This is a genomic window from Pseudoalteromonas sp. McH1-42 (assembly GCF_022347845.1).
GTDB classification, from domain to species: Bacteria; Pseudomonadota; Gammaproteobacteria; order Enterobacterales; family Alteromonadaceae; genus Pseudoalteromonas; species Pseudoalteromonas rubra_D.
The window spans coordinates 85997-102465 of sequence record NZ_JAKRFU010000017.1 but is presented as its reverse complement, the minus strand read 5'-3'; the positions used below and the strand labels follow the sequence as shown (position 1 = coordinate 102465).

Here is a 16469-nt window from a genome sequence, read left to right as displayed (position 1 = left end):
CATTATGGAAAATAAGGTTATTTCTGCAGTGAGAACTTTTGCTAACTCGATAAACTCAGGTAGTAAAGTCGTCGCTGATATGACTGAACTAATCGAAGTCACATCTCAGTTGCCGCTTTCGAGTTTTGACTATTGGGAACGGATTATTCGTGCAGAATTTTCTTCCGCTATAAAGGGGTTTATTCCTCCTAAGTGGCAGTTCTGGTCAAAGCCCAGGGAGTTAGTAACATGGCTTGATCTTATTAGCTGGGATGGTTACAAACGTGAAAAAGCAGTTCGAGCCCTATCTGGGGCTGCGCCAAATACTTTCTTTTTTTCTCTTGCAGTGCGTAGGCTCAATGATTGGGTACCACAAGTTCGTAAAGCCGCAAGGGAAATACTCCCTGAGGTAGCAAGGTCGACAGACCCTGCATATGTAGCTGACGCACTCTGTATCGCGCTTTCGAATTGGAACTCCTGGGGCAGGATAGAAGAGGGGGATAAACAGGTTCTTCTAAAAATCATCTCTGAAGAAGAGATAGCAAAGTCCCTTCGGTCTAAGTTGATTTTGTCTGCTTCTGGGCCTATGCCATCACTCTTTGCTCAGCTTGGCCGCACTCAGATACTCGATGGGCAAATTGAAGAAATAGCTAAATCTGCTATCCAGCCCTCAGTTCGAGCTAAGGCATATCGCAGCTTATTTGAAGGGCATGTTGTATGGGTCGAAGGTCGAAAATGGGTGTGGACTGATATAAGGTACTGTGAGGGCCGGTTAAAACCTGTGGTTGGCGAGCGGAAGTTAGAAATTGAAACTCCACTAATAGACCTACTACAGAGATCATCTGAAGATCGTTCATCCATCGTTAGGCGAGTTTCGGCCGAGATTCTAATACGAGAGTTAGGTAATCTAGGTATAAATGCCAAAGTGTTTGCGGAACGCTTTGCTTCAGATTGCTCACACGCTGTATCTGAAAGGGGTGAATTTGCCTTAAAGAAATTAGACGAGGCAGAGCGTACCAATGTTTTTTAGTAAGCGTATGCGTGGGACCGCTACAAACCTGCTGAAAATGCAGGCGTTAGGTGGTCGAATGCCTGATCCTGTTCGTAGATATTACATATCATCTTTTTTCCTGCCATCGGTTGAAAAACTTATAAGATTGGTAGAGCGAGAGAGACATTTAGTACTGACATTTCCCTCCTGGATGTCTCATTCAAAAAGGGAGAAATTGATAGTCAGATTAAGGCATGAATTACCTGAGAATTACAGTGTTTTTGCTTCAGGAAGCCGAAAGTATTGGAGTTGCGTAACAATAAAGCAAGTCATCTCCAAATCGGAAATTTATCGAATAATTCCAGAGATTAAGCATGCAGCTAGCGAGTTTAGAAAGCAGTCAGAGTGGTTAGCAAGAAAAATCACCGAATTGAATGACATTCCGCTAACTGAAATGTGGGGTAAGTCTGGCGAAATAGAGCTCTTTCCTGATGGCTGGCGGTGCTATCATCATGGCGCGCATTTTTGTTGTGAAAATATCGATTCGGGTCAGGTTATTGAGGTACCAATCTGGTATGGCGAGGAGTTTGGTGTACTTGACCCATATTTCTTTGCTGAGTTTATTGATACAACACAGTCTTTAACTATGCCCGTGGGTATAATTGACTGGTACCATGATATGTCTCGGGTTATGGATGTCATGGTGGAAATGGGTTTATTTAAAAAAATAACGAGCACTAAATTTGGTGTAATCGGTATTGTCATCACCTAAGCATACCATCAAATGCGACGCGCCTTATGGCAATGTTATACGTAATCGAAGGCCCTGTAACTGTGACAACTAAAAAGTTAATTATGCGTTTGCTTGGTGTTGTTGTCGGTATAGCATTTATTTTGATTGGGCTTTGGGTTTTAATTAACCCGATATACGGCGACTTAACTGAAGTACTTAACCAAATATTTCAAATACTACTAGGTTTGATGTTTTTGTTCTATGAAGTTACAGTTAGCGCCACAAGTCAGGCGCGGATTAAAGCGTTAAATAGCAAGCCGATTGTTATGCATGGCGGTATTGCTAAGCAAGCGAACCACACGTTTTATATTGTGTTTGGCAGTGGCTGGCCCTTTAACATTCCAGCTAAGCTCAATAAGTGAAAGTTGATTGCTATTGAGCAAGTTTCGGTTGCCGGCATTAGTGAATCAAGACGCCGACCATGAATCTGAAGGCAGTTTTTTCTGAGCATATCGTGTAGGATAGTGATGATACGCATGGTGATATTATCTGGTTAGCTTTGGGCGAAATAAATTTGTTCAAAGTGTGGCGTGAGTATCCATCACATTGATTTAATTATGAATGTCTGGGGGCTTTGATCGCAGCGTTATGTTTTCAGGAGAGTACGCACTTGTCTATTAATTGGAATGAAGCTGACTATTCAGGTTATGAATGGGTTTTAGATAAGCCAGAAGAGCAGTTTGATATTGAAGAAGGCTTTAATAATGACAGGCTTATATTGTGCGGTCCTTCTAATAAGTTAGGCTTAAGTGCATACCAAGAAAAGAAAGTGCGAGATGGTTGGGTTAAAATATTGCCAACCTTAGAGCGTGTTGAAATGTTATGGGTAGCGCCAAAAGTTAATCAAAACCTTTTTGATGCCATTTGTGACATGCCTAATTTGAGAGGCCTTTCGATAAAACACTCTAGTATAAAGCACATCAATTTTAAAAAGTTATCTAACTTAGTGTACTTCAACTTGGGGAGCTCTACTCAGTTAGGTAATTTAAATGGAATTGAACAACTAACTAATATTAAGTGGCTGGCATTTGAAAATATAAAAAATATTTCAGATATCCGGGAGCTCGCTCATTTAATGAATCTAAAAGTTCTTAGCCTAAACGGAAGTACGTGGACAACTCAAAAGTTAGATACGCTATCTCCTATAAGGAGCTTAAAGAATTTAGAGCGTCTACGTCTTGTAAATACGAGAGTACTTGATAAAAGCCTTGAGCCATTGCATAACTTACCCAATCTGAAAAGTGTTGACTTAGCCCAGTGGTGGCCTGATGAACAAGTGAATGCGTTGCAGCAAGCTAATTCCAGGCTACTTAAGAACTGGAAGGAGTGGCGAGATTGGTAGCTAAGAAGACATAACAAACACATCAAAAATGACGTCAAATGCTTGGCTGGCATTCATTCTTCGCTAGTTTTGGCCAAGTATTCTCTGTATTTTAATCGGGCGTAATACGCATATGAAAACTCTGGCTTTTTTTACAGCTCTTGTGTTTTTTAACTTAGCGCATGCAGAATGCACTAAAGAACAGAATCAGCTAAAAATTCAAATAGATGTCATTGGAAGTATTTCTGATCGTTTATATAAAAACGACAACCACCCCCAGATGAATAGAATCGTTGTGTCAGCTCCTGTAGAAGTTGAAGGCTTTAAAATTCAACGCATGGATTTAACAAAAGGAGAAGTTGCTGAGTTTTGGTTTCCAATCTCGTACGAAGTTAAGAACAATAACGCAGAAACAGTATTACAGGGTTACCCATCAAATCTAGAAAACTTAGAAATGGTAATTACCTATTCAAACGAGGGTTGTACCAGAGTAATGCAAAAACTACTGTAAGTGCGTATAGCAAGCTGTTCAAGCAGGACTGTTAGAGTTTGGTTCGGTTCCGCTTCATTTCACATCATAGTCAATTGAGGCCTCCCAAGTTGATGTATCAAGCGCACGTATTCACGTATAGCCTGGCGCGGTTGCTTTCCTGTCATAACACAATCATTTCGTCGCCTAATCTCTTTGCCAAGACTGACAGTCGTTGCTAATTTGAGTGCTGAGCATATTGGCCGATCCACCAGAGGATAATCGTCGCTAGTAAAGAGAGCAACAACAGCATATCGAGCCGGTGGTGCATCGGCTTTTACTATGTCTATGTCTCGAAAGCTATTTTCGATTTGCATGCGCTTGGCGTAAAGCGAGACAATATGTTTAATATTGTGCTTAGTGACGACAAAGATCTTCATACTTCGGCCCAGCTCAGTGAGTGAAAGTGGATTGCTATCGCGCAAAGTATCGATGCCAGGATTAATGAACCTAGATGCTGAACATGAATCTGAGGCAGTTTTTTCTGAGCACATCGTGTAGGATGGTGGTATTACCTATGGTATTGCTACTTGATTGCTTTTTAGAGAAATAAAATAGTCAAAACAAAAGCTTGCGTTAAATGAAATAGGAGAGTTATGGAAAACTGGCCAATCTATCTAGTATTGCTACTGGTTCATTTATTAGTATTTGCCTCTGCCGCTTATGCGGTTTTGAGTTGTCCAATTAGAACTGCATTTGAAAAAATGAATTTAGTGTTATTGGCACTATTGGTTCCTATATTTGGTTCGATTATGGTGCATAATATTTTGCAGAAATACGTAAAACTTAAAGGTCAATGGGTGAATGTGAGTGACGGTACGTATTTAGAGCCCACAGGTTCGAAAGACGGTTCAGCAACTTCTGACACTGATGGCGATTCAGGAGGAGCAGCTGATTAAGCAGTTAAACTACTCACATAACAAAGTTGTAAAGGCGGACAAATAAAGGTGGTTTTGTTTGTGTCTCACAAAACGATAGCCAACAGTTTTTTGGCCAGTTCTATCGGCGTCAACTATCTCCAGGGAAAGTATGAAGAATACCGAAAGAGTTTTTTCTAATAATTCTGAAAGTGCATGGCAGGGGCAGGTAGTTTGGAGTCCAGCTAAATCAATTTGGTTTTTATCAAATTTGTTCGTTTCGTTGTTTGCTGCACCACTGTTTTTTTCACTTTCCGGCTTTCTCGTTTTTATGGCCTTAACAGGCATCACGCTCTGTTTAGGCCATTCATTGGGCATGCACAGGTTGCTTATTCATCGGTCTTATGAGTGCCCCCTATGGATGGAATATATTTTTGTCTATCTAGGTGTCTTAGTTGGTATGGCCGGCCCAATTGGTATGCTTAGACAGCATGACCTTCGCGATTGGGCACAACGTCAATCAAAGTGTCACGACTACCTGCTCCACGGTTCAAATATGATTAAAGACGGATGGTGGCAATTAAATTGCGATTTAAAGCTAAAGCATCCTCCGACGTTTAATCTAGAGCCGCGTGTTTCTAGAAATCGCTTCTATCAATTTCTCGAATCAACCTGGTTGCTTCAGTCCTTTATCTTAGCCTTTGTCTTATATATGTTAGGTGGTGTGAGTTGGGCCATATGGGGTGTCTCAGTCCGTGTGGTTGTTTCAATTGGAGGGCATTGGCTAATAGGATATTTCGCCCATAATCAGGGAGAGCGCAACTGGTCTATAGATGGTGCTGCTGTGCAAGGTCATAACGTAAGAATTGCAGGATTTCTTTCTATGGGCGAGGCTTGGCATAACAATCATCACGCATTTCCTGGCTCCGCGATGCTGGGGTTATACAAAGATGAGCCAGATCCTGGTTGGTGGGTTTTAAATGCTTTACATAACCTTGGTATAGTCACCAATATTAGACTACCCGAACACTTACCTAGTCGCTCAGAGTTGATAGTTGAAGCTAAAGATTTAATCAGCAGAGATAAGCGTGAACCTGAAAAGTGTGAAATCGCTAATTTTATCAGGAGATGAAGTTAGTAAGGCAATTTTGGGAATATTGTCAGTACGAGATAAGAGGCGTTTCAAGTATATGGAGCTTAACAAATTGCAGCTTGGGCAAAACCTATGCTGCGCTTCGGTTTGCCTCAGATCATGGCGTTATAAGCTTTGGGAGTATCCTTGAATAATGGGAGTTGTTTTTTATCTGCTATATTGCATATTCTGTTTCGGAGTTATGCCTTATCATGCTCGAGTGGTTTCTAAAAGTAAAAAACTCATGTGGTGGCAGCTTGCGGTATCAGCTATTTGGATATGGTTAGTACTCTATGAGTACTTTACTGTAATTCCTGATGGTGAAAGTGGTTCAGTAATAGTAGGCATGTTTGTGTTCATTCCATTTATTTGTTTACTTTCACAGGTAGTTTTTTTTGTTTTGCATTACTTAAGTTGCGGGATAATTAAACGGCTTAAATAGGCGTGCATTAAGAGTGTCGAAACCCAAGGACGTGAACAACAGGCTGCGCCTGTTGACCCCTTCTCGCTAAGTTTAGCCTGCTATTTTGCGCCGGTTAGTTAAGCGCACGGGGATGACCTCATAATTGAGGTCATCCAAGCTGAAGTATCTGCATACGCTTGGCGTGCAGCGAGACGACAGGTTTGGTTTAAATAAGCCTGAAGGAAGAATAGTAGCTAACGCCATCAGTTAGATAACTTTTTTGCGCGGTATGATGTCTGTCAGCCTGAGATGATGAGCGTCTGTCCGTTTGGTCACTAGGACTAAAGCACAGCGTTCCTTTGCATTATAGAGCCACGATTTTCCCGTTGGCTTAGCATTATGAGTAATATAAAACCATGAAGTACTACAAAGAAATGCTATTTAGTAAGCTAGTCCAAAGTGGCTGGGAAATAATACACGAGAGCGACAATACTGAGTGGTGGTTAGAGTCCTCCTGGAAAATCCGTTCAATTAAGCAAAACTATGGTTTAGAGTGCTTTATTTTGTTTTTAGTTGACCCCCAGTATGAAGGAAATGATAAAAGTTCAGCTGTATGGGCTATTGAAGCTTTCAAAAATTTACCTAGTGCTCGTCCATTAAATACAGGTGTTGCAGCCATGAATATGATTAAAGGACAATTTGATGTGAAGTTATCAGTCTTTGTAAACGAATTAAATGAGTACCGTGCAAGCGTTTGTTCATAACAAACCAGTGATGCTATGAATACACTTTGGCCTAACAACTTGAACACGCCTAGCTGAACAGAGATTTATACAAAACTAACGGTATAGCTACTAGCGTATGGTACAATGCGCCTTTTGGCCGGCTTTGGAAAAAGGTGGAACTTTAAAAGTACCTTTTTATTTTAATCGTAACGGCCGGTTATCTGATTAGTAAGCTCGTTTAAATAAAGGCGTTATTCAGTTCCACTTTAATGATTCAGCCAATCTATCAAAGGCATACTTTACATAACGTCGTAATCCGGTTTAATTTACGAGATGGGGCACAACAAATGCCTTAAGGTAATCGGGCACATAAAGGTTGGTTTGTGCTCGTGCCTCGAAAAGTATGACCAACCGTTGGGTGTATATGCGTAAGAGTCTTAAGGCTGTCGATTTGGTCGTGAGATATATGGCAATTGTTGGCTTAGCTTTGTTTGGAGGTATGGGGGGGATCTTTGCGTTCACGGCATTAGTTTCCCCAAGCGTCAGCGATACATCTCAACTTTTGATTGTGCTACAGATATTGGTCTGTGGTGTAGCGATATGGCTTGTGATGTCTATGGCTTATTCGCCGAAGTCGCTGGCTAAGTTTACGCCGCTGTCGGAACCGCAGGCAGTTATAGTCGCTAGGGTTATCGTTTACCCTATTGGAGCTGCTCTTGGGTTATTACTGATCAGGCAAGTTCTGCTGGTAGCAATACCTGATTTATTTGGGGTGTTTCAGTGAAACAATGCCTAACATTTATTGGGCCTGCTAACGTTTGGTTCGTTTCGTTTTGCTATACCTTTTATCTAAACATTATCAGTCCCTTAACAGGGCATTATAGGTGTTATGTTTAAATTCTATAACTTTTTCCTCTTTGCTATTTGTATGTCAGCCAATGCAATTGAAATACCTAAAAAATACTATGGTGAATATTGTATTAGCGAAGTCTTTAAGTACCGTGGCGGTCTAACAACCGAGGCAGAAGCTAAGTCCAGGTTAGGGAAAAATGTTTCTTTATCTAATACTCAATATGTTGGAATCTCAAAAACGATCGAATCTCCCACATATAAATATTCCAAGTCTCCAAACAAAGTTGTTGAGGGACAAGTACCTGAAAGGACTAGCCTGTTTTGGGGGGTATTTCCGGCAAGAACTCATTTGACTCAAATAGATGTATTTGAGCCGGAAGATCTCGTTTATCCATACACAACGTTTGAAATTGTGAATGACAATAAGTTTTTTGAACTATACGATGGTTACGTATACGTACTGTCGAAGTCGTGTCTATAGCAAGGTCTAAAAAAAGGCGTACCATGCTTGGCTTATGCTCCTTTTTCGCAAAGCTTAGCCAAGGTTTTTGTGCTAATTAGCAGTGGCGTTATGCATATTTGAGTAAGTTGATACAAGGAAATAATAACCACTATGAAATATTTGATTTTTGCTCTATTAACCTTTGGTTCTTTACCCTGTTTTTCGCTGAGTGAAGCCGATCGTCTGGAAATCTCCAGAGCCAGTGAAGGGGCGCCATCCCATGTTACTAAAGATGCTACTTTTCTAAAATTTAAAGGTGGAAAATTCATTCCTATAAAAAAAGGGAAAAACAAGTTTACATGTGCTGTAGTACACGATCCGAATGGAAGGTATGAACCGTCCTGCTTTAATGAGCCAGCTATGCGAACAATCCTACCAGCATATGAATTACATATGAAATCACTGTATGAGGGTAAGTCTTACGATGAAACATACAAAATTGTGGATGAGGCTTTTCGAGCAGGTAAGTTGCCAACTGCCGAGACCGCAGCTTTGGTCTATATGATGTCACCAAATAATAAAATGTTTTACAACGGCAAGTTATATCCTACCCCTGTACACCATATGTACTTTTATCCAAAACTAAAAAGTGACGTTTTTTCTTTGGGAGAAGGGTCCGTTTCTCTTTGGCAGGGATTTCCACATTTATCAGCCGTGATAGTAACGATAGATAAGCCAGAAGATCATAACAAAGCAAACCATGGGACGCATTAAGTGCGCCCCTGTTTGCGATGTGTCTGATGAAACGCAATTCCTTTGTGAGAACATCAATGTTGCCATTAGCATCTAAAGCGGAGGAGTGAGGTGGATCGAAGAGAGTTTATTAAAATGTGTGGGTTACTAGGGATATCTGTACCACTTACTTCGTGCAAAAGCGACAGTGGTTCGCTCTCCATACCGTCAGATTTTTCTGGATCTGTGCTCATTGTTGGTGCGGGGGCGGCTGGGTTGACTGCTGGGTATTTACTTCATCAGAGCGGCATAAACTTCCAGATGTTGGAGGCATCCTCCACATTTGGTGGCAGGATGAAACGTACGACCACATTTGCTGATTTTCCCATCCCGCTGGGGGCGGAATGGCTACATGCCTCAGAAAACGAGTTAACGAAGGTATTAAAGGCATCGTCATGGGAAAACTCTATTGAGCTTCAAGGTTATGAAAGGCAGGATCGAGTTGGGTATTTTGAAAATGGCGCGCTAAACCTTTCGCCAATTTTTGACGCATTTGGCAGTGATTTTGAAGATAAAAAATTTATAAACGCCACCTGGTTTGATTTTTTTGAAGAGTATGTTATCCCGGGCATCCAGTCACAAATAACTGTTAACACTCAGGTAGTGTCAATTGACTATACCGGAGATAAAGTTATTGTAACCGACCATAATGGATTGCTTTACGAAGCCGACAAAGTCATTGTCACGGTGCCGTTGAAAATACTACAAAATGAGGTGATTAGTTTCAGCCCGTCCCTGCCATATAGCAAACTGAATGCTATCCGGAAGGCTCCGGTTTGGGGTGGTATTAAAGTGTTTATACGCTTCGCTGAAAGATTTTATCCGACTTATCTCACATTTCCTGATAGTGAAACAAGTGCTGGTCAACGGGCCTATTTTGATGCCGCACACGGACAGGACACATCATTCAATGTACTGGGGCTTTTCGCTGTGGGTCAGCAAGCCAGGCAGTATCAATTGGTTTCGCAAGAAGCGCAACTCGAGTACATTCTTAACGAGTTAAATCAAGTTTTCGATGGTAAAGCCTCTCAAAATTATATAAATCATGTTGTGCAGAATTGGGATGATGAGCCATATATTCACTCTGCATACCTGGCGGATATCGCACCGTCGAGTATTTCAAGTGCTCTTTCCAGTACCATCGATCATAAGTTGTATTTTGCCGGAGACTCGTACACGCAAGAAGAGGATTGGGGCGCTGTGCATAATGCAACTCAAAGCGCCAGGCGTGTTGTAGAGGAAATCTTGAAGCCCTAAGCGCTTGATATAAATATCTCCCCCTCTCATTGATTTAAATTGGCTATTTCTTATGTAGATTGGCTTGACTGAATAGTAGCTCAAAAGTAATTGATTGACGTCCTAATCCGATGATTGCACATCCAGAGTATTCTGATAAAAGGCTTTAAGTTTATTCACATCCCCCTCTAACCATTGAGTAAGCCAGTTGTTATAGATCTCAGCAGCCACTGAGTCACTAATCTTTTGCTTGTAGACTTGTGCTACCAAATTAGCAGCATAAATACCTGACATTAAGGCCTTAAGCACGCCGTGTGACGACGTTGGATCAAGTACAAATGCGGCATCTCCTACAATGTAATAACCCGGCTCTGCCGGCACCTTGGTTTTTCGCCAGCTAACGTCAGCCCCTTTAATACCGCCTAGCCCTGGTAAGTGAGCTAACTCTGTTGGCGGCGCATTGATTTTTCTCTGTGCTTTAGTGTGCTTATTAGCATCGGAAGGTGCTGTTGGTTTTTCGTCTTCAATGAACGTGTTTTCATCAAAAAATAAACGTGTCCAGTGAATGGTGCGCTCAGAGATCTGAGCTAACCATTGCCATTCATTGGTTAACACTTTAAATCTCGGTTGTTCAATGCAGTCAGAAGCCTGATTAATACTGACATAACCATAACGTGCATAAAGCGGACGACTTAAATAAGTCAGGCCCGTATTTAGTTGTTTCGCTAACCAATGTCTGCCGCCGGAGGCATCAATAATGCACTGTGCCAGGATCTTACCTTGAGTTGTAGACAAGCCCGTAACCTTGCCACTATCTCTGACTATTTCCAGGGCACGGCAAGGCTGGCGAATATCTACGCCCAGCAAGCGGGCCTGTTCAATTAAACACAGATCCAACTGTTCTCTTGGGATCTGAAAACCTTGCCAGCTGCCGTTGTCATCTTCTCCAAATGCTTGAAAGGTGGTGTTGTCTCCTTGTTCAGTCCATTGGCCTTTATAACGCAGAGGGGCTTCTGCCAGTATTTTGTCTTCAATACCCAGTTGACGAAAAAGGGGCTGTATACCCGGGTGTAAAGATTCCCCCGGCCGATGCCGGGGAAAACTCTGCCGCTCAATTAAAATGACATTAAGCCCGCTCTGACGGGCGGTAATAGCGGCTGCACAACCAGCCGGGCCGCCACCTATTATCAATAAATCAGCACCGGACATTAAGCGACTCCGGATAGCTTAAATAGCATAAAACGGGTTTATACATCACGACTAACCCAGTTACTGCGGCGAGCCGAACCGTCACCCAGGTTTAAACGCATTAATACATTGTCGCCTGATCCGACAAATACCACCCAACTTACCTTAACCTGGTATTGGGCATAGTGTTTGGATTCATCTGTGGGGGTTGGGGACGACACGTTTTGCTGACCGGAAAATTCATTATCAAACCCCTCAACGCGATAAATAGGACCGGTTAGATCCGCATTGGTGCGCTCTTCTGCTTGCTCTAATTCGCTATCTCCGGGGTTAACCTGTTTAAACGACACTATATGTGCATCATTTTTGTTATCAAGCTTATCAATTGCCCGGTAAACCCTAAGCATGGCCACTATCCGACGTTTATATTCTTCAAGCGAGATCTTGCTGGTTTGTGCAATTGAAAATAGCCCATTCAACGCATTGCGAGTGTAATCGGCGCGAGGATAATCAGGGAATTGCACCACACTACGCTCTGCATTACGGTCGACAAAGTGAGGGCCGGTTAAGCCATCCCACGAGACTTCATCACCAACGCCGCTTTCGGCATCAGTTAATGGCACAACACTACCTGCGCTAAAAGGCACTTCAAAAAAGGTGCGAGTAGTATCAGGTGCAGCTGCTGGCCAAAAGGTGCTCAGCGCAGCACATAACTTGGCATCCTCCGGAAAGGGGCTACCTAAACCATACGCGGCCAAATGATCCACATTGCCTTGCGGGGTACTTAAAGTATCAAAACTGGTATCCCAGCCAGGGGCAAAAATACCAGCCGCGCCATCCGGCAAAAAGGTATTTCGCTTTGGATGAGCCATTTTTATGATTTCAGCAGTTGTACCATCCGTTGCCACTTCGGCCTGAGGTAAAGCTACTATTGCACTAGCGGTGATATCATTTTTAGTAAAAGGTGAATTAGGTAACTGAATGTTTGCTGCGACCCTTAAGTCAGATAACGGGGTTGGATCTGCCCGCCATAAGTTTTGCCAATGGTTGTGTTCAACCAACCAGCTCCACCAGGCAGGTAGGGTACCCTCACGTGCCTGTTTGGGAATATCATTTTTCCACCAACTATAAACAAAACGCTGACGCACCTTAGGGAAGAAGTCGGGCGCAGAAACCAAACTATATGCACTGATGCTTTCCAACGGTTTGCCATTGTGCGACAAACCAGTATTACTTTCAGCCACTTTAACATGAGGCTTGACAGAGCCATCGGCGGCAAAATCCAGGTAGTGGAGTGCATTAAAGCCACCTTGTTTGGTGATGTCGATGACATCAGGGTTGTTTGTCAAACTGGTCTTGCTGCCATCTTCATTAACCTTTTCCCGAATATGGGCATACTCGGGCCAAGGGCGCGCACCGCTTCTTTCGGCTTGCATCGCCAAAGTCGGAGCAAACGCATTGTAAAAGAGGCCTCTGTCTGTCATTTTAGGAGTCATAAAATCTAACGGCGCCCCATCCAAAGCGGCGCCTGCAACTAAAGGGTGGGCAACCGGAACTAAAGCACCAGCCCCAAACGTTGTCGCATCACCCCACTCAGCTAATAACTCAGTAAGCCGGAAAGGTGACTGACGTAACGCGGATTCCGGCACTTCGCTGAGGCCTTCCCGGTTAAGTAACTCGGCAAATTTCTCCAATTTTTGATTATACAAATTGGCTTGCTGATCAACGTCAAGTTTAAGGCCCGAAATACATTCCTCGCCGTTGAATAACTTGTGTAAGGGCACCCAAAATTCATTGTTCGAATCATCTACGTTTTCGCTTAACACCGCGACCGGGCCAAAACGGTCTTTACGACCTTTAAACTTAGCGGCAATATAAGGAGAGAAGTGGCAGGGCAAAACACGAATTTGATGAATATCGTCGTCATCTAAAAACACGCTATAGCCTCTTAATTCGGGTGAGTAAACGGCTTCATCGGTTCCTACCCGGGCAATACCAGTACGCGAAAAACACATATCGGCATGAGTACCATGTACGGTTGACTGAGCAACACGGTATTCGGTACTAAAGCTACACACAGCCAGCTCCAGCTCTACATTGTCCGGAAAGCCCATAATGGTGCGAGCTTGTTGTTCAATGTCTGCCAATGTGGCTTGTCTGGCGGCAAAAACAAAGTTCTCGACAACTTCTATCTCTGCTCTGCTCGGAAACGCCTGAAGTTCAAATCCATCCGGTTTGGTTAATACATTCGGGGACGCAAAAGCATGATATAACAAGCTTTTAGCAGGCTCACTGGCACTAATTAAATGGTTTGCTGATACATGAAAGTCAGTAAAGCCGGCCAGGTTCCTATCTATTGTTAAGGGCTTGGTCAATAACGCTTGTTTAAAATCATCATCACTTAATTGCCGTAACGTTGCTAAGTCGATTTGCCAGCCATGGTGGTTCAACAACTCCAACCAGCCTGCGTCTGCGTCAATTAGTCTGATAAGTGCCTGTTTAACTTGTTGTATTAATGCCATCACAATCACTCCTTTACGTCGTGAATTTAGTTTTAGTTGGATAGAGCAATGCCAACTCTTGCTAGTCATTAGCTAGATTTCAGAGTTCACAATTGGATTTGCTCAACATAACCGGGCAGCGAAATTGCTACACAGGAAAAATGCACAAACAAAAAGTTTTCCTAAATTTAATATATGTGGTGAAAGTGTTGCGCGCAAATAAGCCAGCCATAAACTCCTTTGGGAGTACAAAAGCAAGATTTCACTAAGTTGTTAGCCGTATGCTGACAAAGAGCGCGTGATCGCCCAACAGCTGGCCTGTCAGTTAGGTTGATCAAGAAGAATTGAAGCTGCTTTGTCATTGACGATAGGATTACCAAAACGACCGCTTTGTCTAAAACTACTTATTGAAACAAATATCCAGGCTGTTCTATGGAGGTAGTTACGCACAAATTACTATCTCGTCCTACTGATTACCCTAAAGAGGGAATTCTCCAGTGCTTTGTTGAGGTGGCAATGTTTGTGGGGTGGACTTCAATCAGCTAAAAGAAGTGCCTATAAAAAATTCCGAATGGCTCCACAAATGGCACGGTATTCATTACATCACCCATCTAGAAATGACACACGCCAATTTAGAACATCCCGCTTTTTGATGAGGATGGACGTGGTGAATGTTGATTAGTTGGTTCCTCATAATTGAGGTTGCCTATGGCGGCTCATGCGCTTGGGCTCAACAAAAACAAGTTCACTACTTGTGAGTGTTTTTTCATTGCTCAGTGGCTGCCTGGGTAAAAATGCATCACAAATTATTACAATACTCCTAGTTACTTAAATAGGACCATTGGTTATCTTCTAACTGTATCTATCGCATAGATTGGGCTCCAAAATCATTAAAAAATAAAAGTGCTTGTGGCGAGTATGCGGGGCATGTCAATCAGCAATAGTAATTGAGCAACAAGCTCTGTTAGATGAGAAGAAGAGACTCAATTAACAAGGGGCACGTGCTTTGGTTATTTGGGCTTATCAACATATACCTGTTCTTATTTATTAGTCCGACTTTAATTGAACAGGTAAATTAACAAAGAGAAATTGAATGCTAAAAAAGTGCTTAATAGGAATCGCGGTCCTGATCTTACCGCCGGCTGTTTTTGTCATGGATACAATTATTGATAGCGGAGCATATAAAACAATCGAACCGCATTTTGCAGGCTCCTGCAGTACAGTAGAGGGTGTGGTGGGCGCAGAGGATATAACGATTGACCCAACAAGTGGCCTGGCTTTTATCTCTGCACACGATCGACGCAACTGGTCTGGTGGTGGTGGGATATATACTTATCAAACAGGCTCCTATTCAAAGCCAACGCTTATGTCTCACGACCTTGGCGGTACTTTTTACCCGCATGGAGTTTCGTTGTGGAAGAACCCTCATGGAGCTGATCGGCTTTTTGTCGTGAATCATCCCCCATCAGCCCCCGGCAGTGAGCAACGCTCTGATAGTGAAGTAATCATTTTTGATATTATCGATGGGGCGCTTAAACGTGCAAAAACATTTAAAACAGATTTACCGTATAGCCTAAATGACGTTGCGGCAATTAACAGTGAAAGTTTTTATGCAACCATCGACAAAGGCAGCCTTACTCGCTTTGGTCGCCTTTTGGAATCCTTCGGCCGTCTGGCGCGTGGTGGAATAGCATATGGAAATAACGGTAGTATTACTAAATTAACTGGCGACCTGACTTACCCAAACGGTATTCAAGTCAGCCTTGATTCGTCAAAAGTGTATGTCTCAGAGTCCACTGGTGAGAGACTGTTAACCTATGCTCGAGATAACCAAACAGGAAAGTTGCAACTCATCGACGAAATGACAATTGATAGCGGGCTTGACAACCTTGAGTGGGATTCTGAAGGTAACTTGTGGGTCGCAGGTCATCCGCAAATGCTCAAGTATCTGGAGCACAGTAAAAATCATGCAAACCTCTCAGCGTCACAAGTACTTCGGGTAAATGTAAACGATGGTATGTCGGTGGATGAAATATACCTGAATAACGGAGAGGCTATCTCAGGTTCAAGTGTTGGTGCGCCCTATCAAGACCACGTGTTGATCGGCAGTGTTTTTGAACCATTCATACTTGATTGTAAACGGGATTCAAGCATGAAACCACAATAACAAACTGTTTAACAGCGACCAAATTTTGGCTGGCTGATTTTGTTTCATGTTGCGGCTAACCAAATAGTGAGTTTTTACATAAGCGAGAGCTGTTGTATTGAGGAGTCGAGATGTATATTGTTTTTGATGGTGACGAGATAGGAAAACAGCTAGAGAAGTTGATTTTTTCAGATTGTTTAGAGCAAGCTGCAAGTTACTCAGCATTGATAGCAATGGAACTACAACAAATTCGAGAACACCTTATTGCTTCAGGTTGTGAAGTGGTTTTTTGTGGTGGTGACAGTATATTAGTGAAAGCTTCTTCGGACTTTATTGTTAGTCCAGAGCTGCTTAGCAAAAATGGTATAACCTGGTCTGTAGGAGTTGGAGAAAAGCCCAGTGATGCGGCACTTGCGCTAAAAAAGGCGAAAGCTCTCGGGCGAAATAGAGTTGAAATCTTTGGAGTGGAATAATGATGCACATATGTATGGCTGCCAAGGTTTTTGGTTAAACGAAGCCTAGATGAAACGCTAACTGTACTCATAAAGTGAATCTAATAGGTATGATACTATCCTGGGATTA

General features: G+C 42.6%; 15 protein-coding genes. 13 read left to right on the top strand and 2 right to left on the bottom strand.

Features of this window, described 5'->3' with window-relative positions; genetic code table 11:
- Positions 1-4: 4 nt before the first annotated feature.
- The 11 genes from MHN31_RS15910 to MHN31_RS15860 all read left to right on the top strand — a co-directional run bounded on the left by MHN31_RS15910 (position 5) and on the right by MHN31_RS15860 (position 10073).
- Positions 5-1009: a hypothetical protein gene (locus tag MHN31_RS15910; RefSeq protein WP_239444736.1), complete on the top strand. Its 1005-nt coding sequence runs from the start codon at positions 5-7 to the stop codon at positions 1007-1009.
- Positions 999-1742 (top strand): hypothetical protein, encoded by a 744-nt coding sequence (locus tag MHN31_RS15905; RefSeq protein ID WP_239444735.1) that lies wholly within the window; start codon positions 999-1001, stop codon positions 1740-1742. Before MHN31_RS15910 ends, MHN31_RS15905 begins: the two co-directional genes overlap by 11 nt.
- A 26-nt stretch (positions 1743-1768) precedes the next feature.
- Complete coding sequence (locus MHN31_RS15900; protein ID WP_239444734.1) at positions 1769-2125, top strand: hypothetical protein; 357 nt, start codon at positions 1769-1771, stop codon at positions 2123-2125.
- A 248-nt stretch (positions 2126-2373) separates the two neighbouring features.
- Positions 2374-3105: a hypothetical protein gene (locus tag MHN31_RS15895; protein WP_239444733.1), complete on the top strand. Its 732-nt coding sequence runs from the start codon at positions 2374-2376 to the stop codon at positions 3103-3105.
- Between the two features lie 112 nt (positions 3106-3217).
- Positions 3218-3595, top strand: a complete 378-nt coding sequence (locus tag MHN31_RS15890; RefSeq protein ID WP_239444732.1) for a hypothetical protein — start codon at positions 3218-3220, stop codon at positions 3593-3595.
- A 614-nt stretch (positions 3596-4209) separates the two neighbouring features.
- Positions 4210-4512 carry a hypothetical protein gene (locus tag MHN31_RS15885; RefSeq protein WP_239444731.1) on the top strand — a complete coding sequence of 101 codons (303 nt, stop codon included), beginning with the start codon at positions 4210-4212 and terminating at the stop codon, positions 4510-4512.
- A gap of 130 nt (positions 4513-4642) precedes the next feature.
- Positions 4643-5602: an acyl-CoA desaturase gene (locus MHN31_RS15880; protein ID WP_239444730.1), complete on the top strand. Its 960-nt coding sequence runs from the start codon at positions 4643-4645 to the stop codon at positions 5600-5602.
- An 819-nt stretch (positions 5603-6421) separates the two neighbouring features.
- Positions 6422-6769: a hypothetical protein gene (locus MHN31_RS15875; RefSeq protein WP_239444729.1), complete on the top strand. Its 348-nt coding sequence runs from the start codon at positions 6422-6424 to the stop codon at positions 6767-6769.
- 427 nt (positions 6770-7196) lie between these two features.
- Positions 7197-7514, top strand: a complete 318-nt coding sequence (locus MHN31_RS15870; RefSeq protein ID WP_194868679.1) for a hypothetical protein — start codon at positions 7197-7199, stop codon at positions 7512-7514.
- A gap of 681 nt (positions 7515-8195) precedes the next feature.
- Positions 8196-8798: a chromate transporter gene (locus MHN31_RS15865; RefSeq protein ID WP_239444728.1), complete on the top strand. Its 603-nt coding sequence runs from the start codon at positions 8196-8198 to the stop codon at positions 8796-8798.
- Positions 8799-8888: 90 nt separating this feature from the next.
- Positions 8889-10073, top strand: a complete 1185-nt coding sequence (locus tag MHN31_RS15860; protein WP_239444727.1) for an NAD(P)/FAD-dependent oxidoreductase — start codon at positions 8889-8891, stop codon at positions 10071-10073.
- A gap of 102 nt (positions 10074-10175) precedes the next feature.
- Here the strand turns inward: MHN31_RS15860 and MHN31_RS15855 are convergent, their stop codons facing one another.
- Entirely contained in the window at positions 10176-11261 is a 1086-nt protein-coding gene (locus MHN31_RS15855) for an FAD-dependent oxidoreductase (RefSeq protein WP_239444726.1), read from the bottom strand.
- A gap of 38 nt (positions 11262-11299) precedes the next feature.
- Positions 11300-13762 carry a hypothetical protein gene (locus MHN31_RS15850; RefSeq protein ID WP_239444725.1) on the bottom strand — a complete coding sequence of 821 codons (2463 nt, stop codon included), beginning with the start codon at positions 13760-13762 and terminating at the stop codon, positions 11300-11302.
- A gap of 1072 nt (positions 13763-14834) precedes the next feature.
- Between MHN31_RS15850 and MHN31_RS15845 the strand changes: the two genes are divergently transcribed.
- The gene (locus tag MHN31_RS15845; RefSeq protein WP_239444724.1) at positions 14835-15908 is read left to right on the top strand and encodes an SMP-30/gluconolactonase/LRE family protein; all 1074 of its coding nucleotides are present in this window, start codon (positions 14835-14837) and stop codon (positions 15906-15908) included.
- 110 nt (positions 15909-16018) lie between these two features.
- Entirely contained in the window at positions 16019-16360 is a 342-nt protein-coding gene (locus MHN31_RS15840) for a mCpol domain-containing protein (protein ID WP_125563786.1), read from the top strand.
- Positions 16361-16469 lie beyond the last annotated feature (109 nt).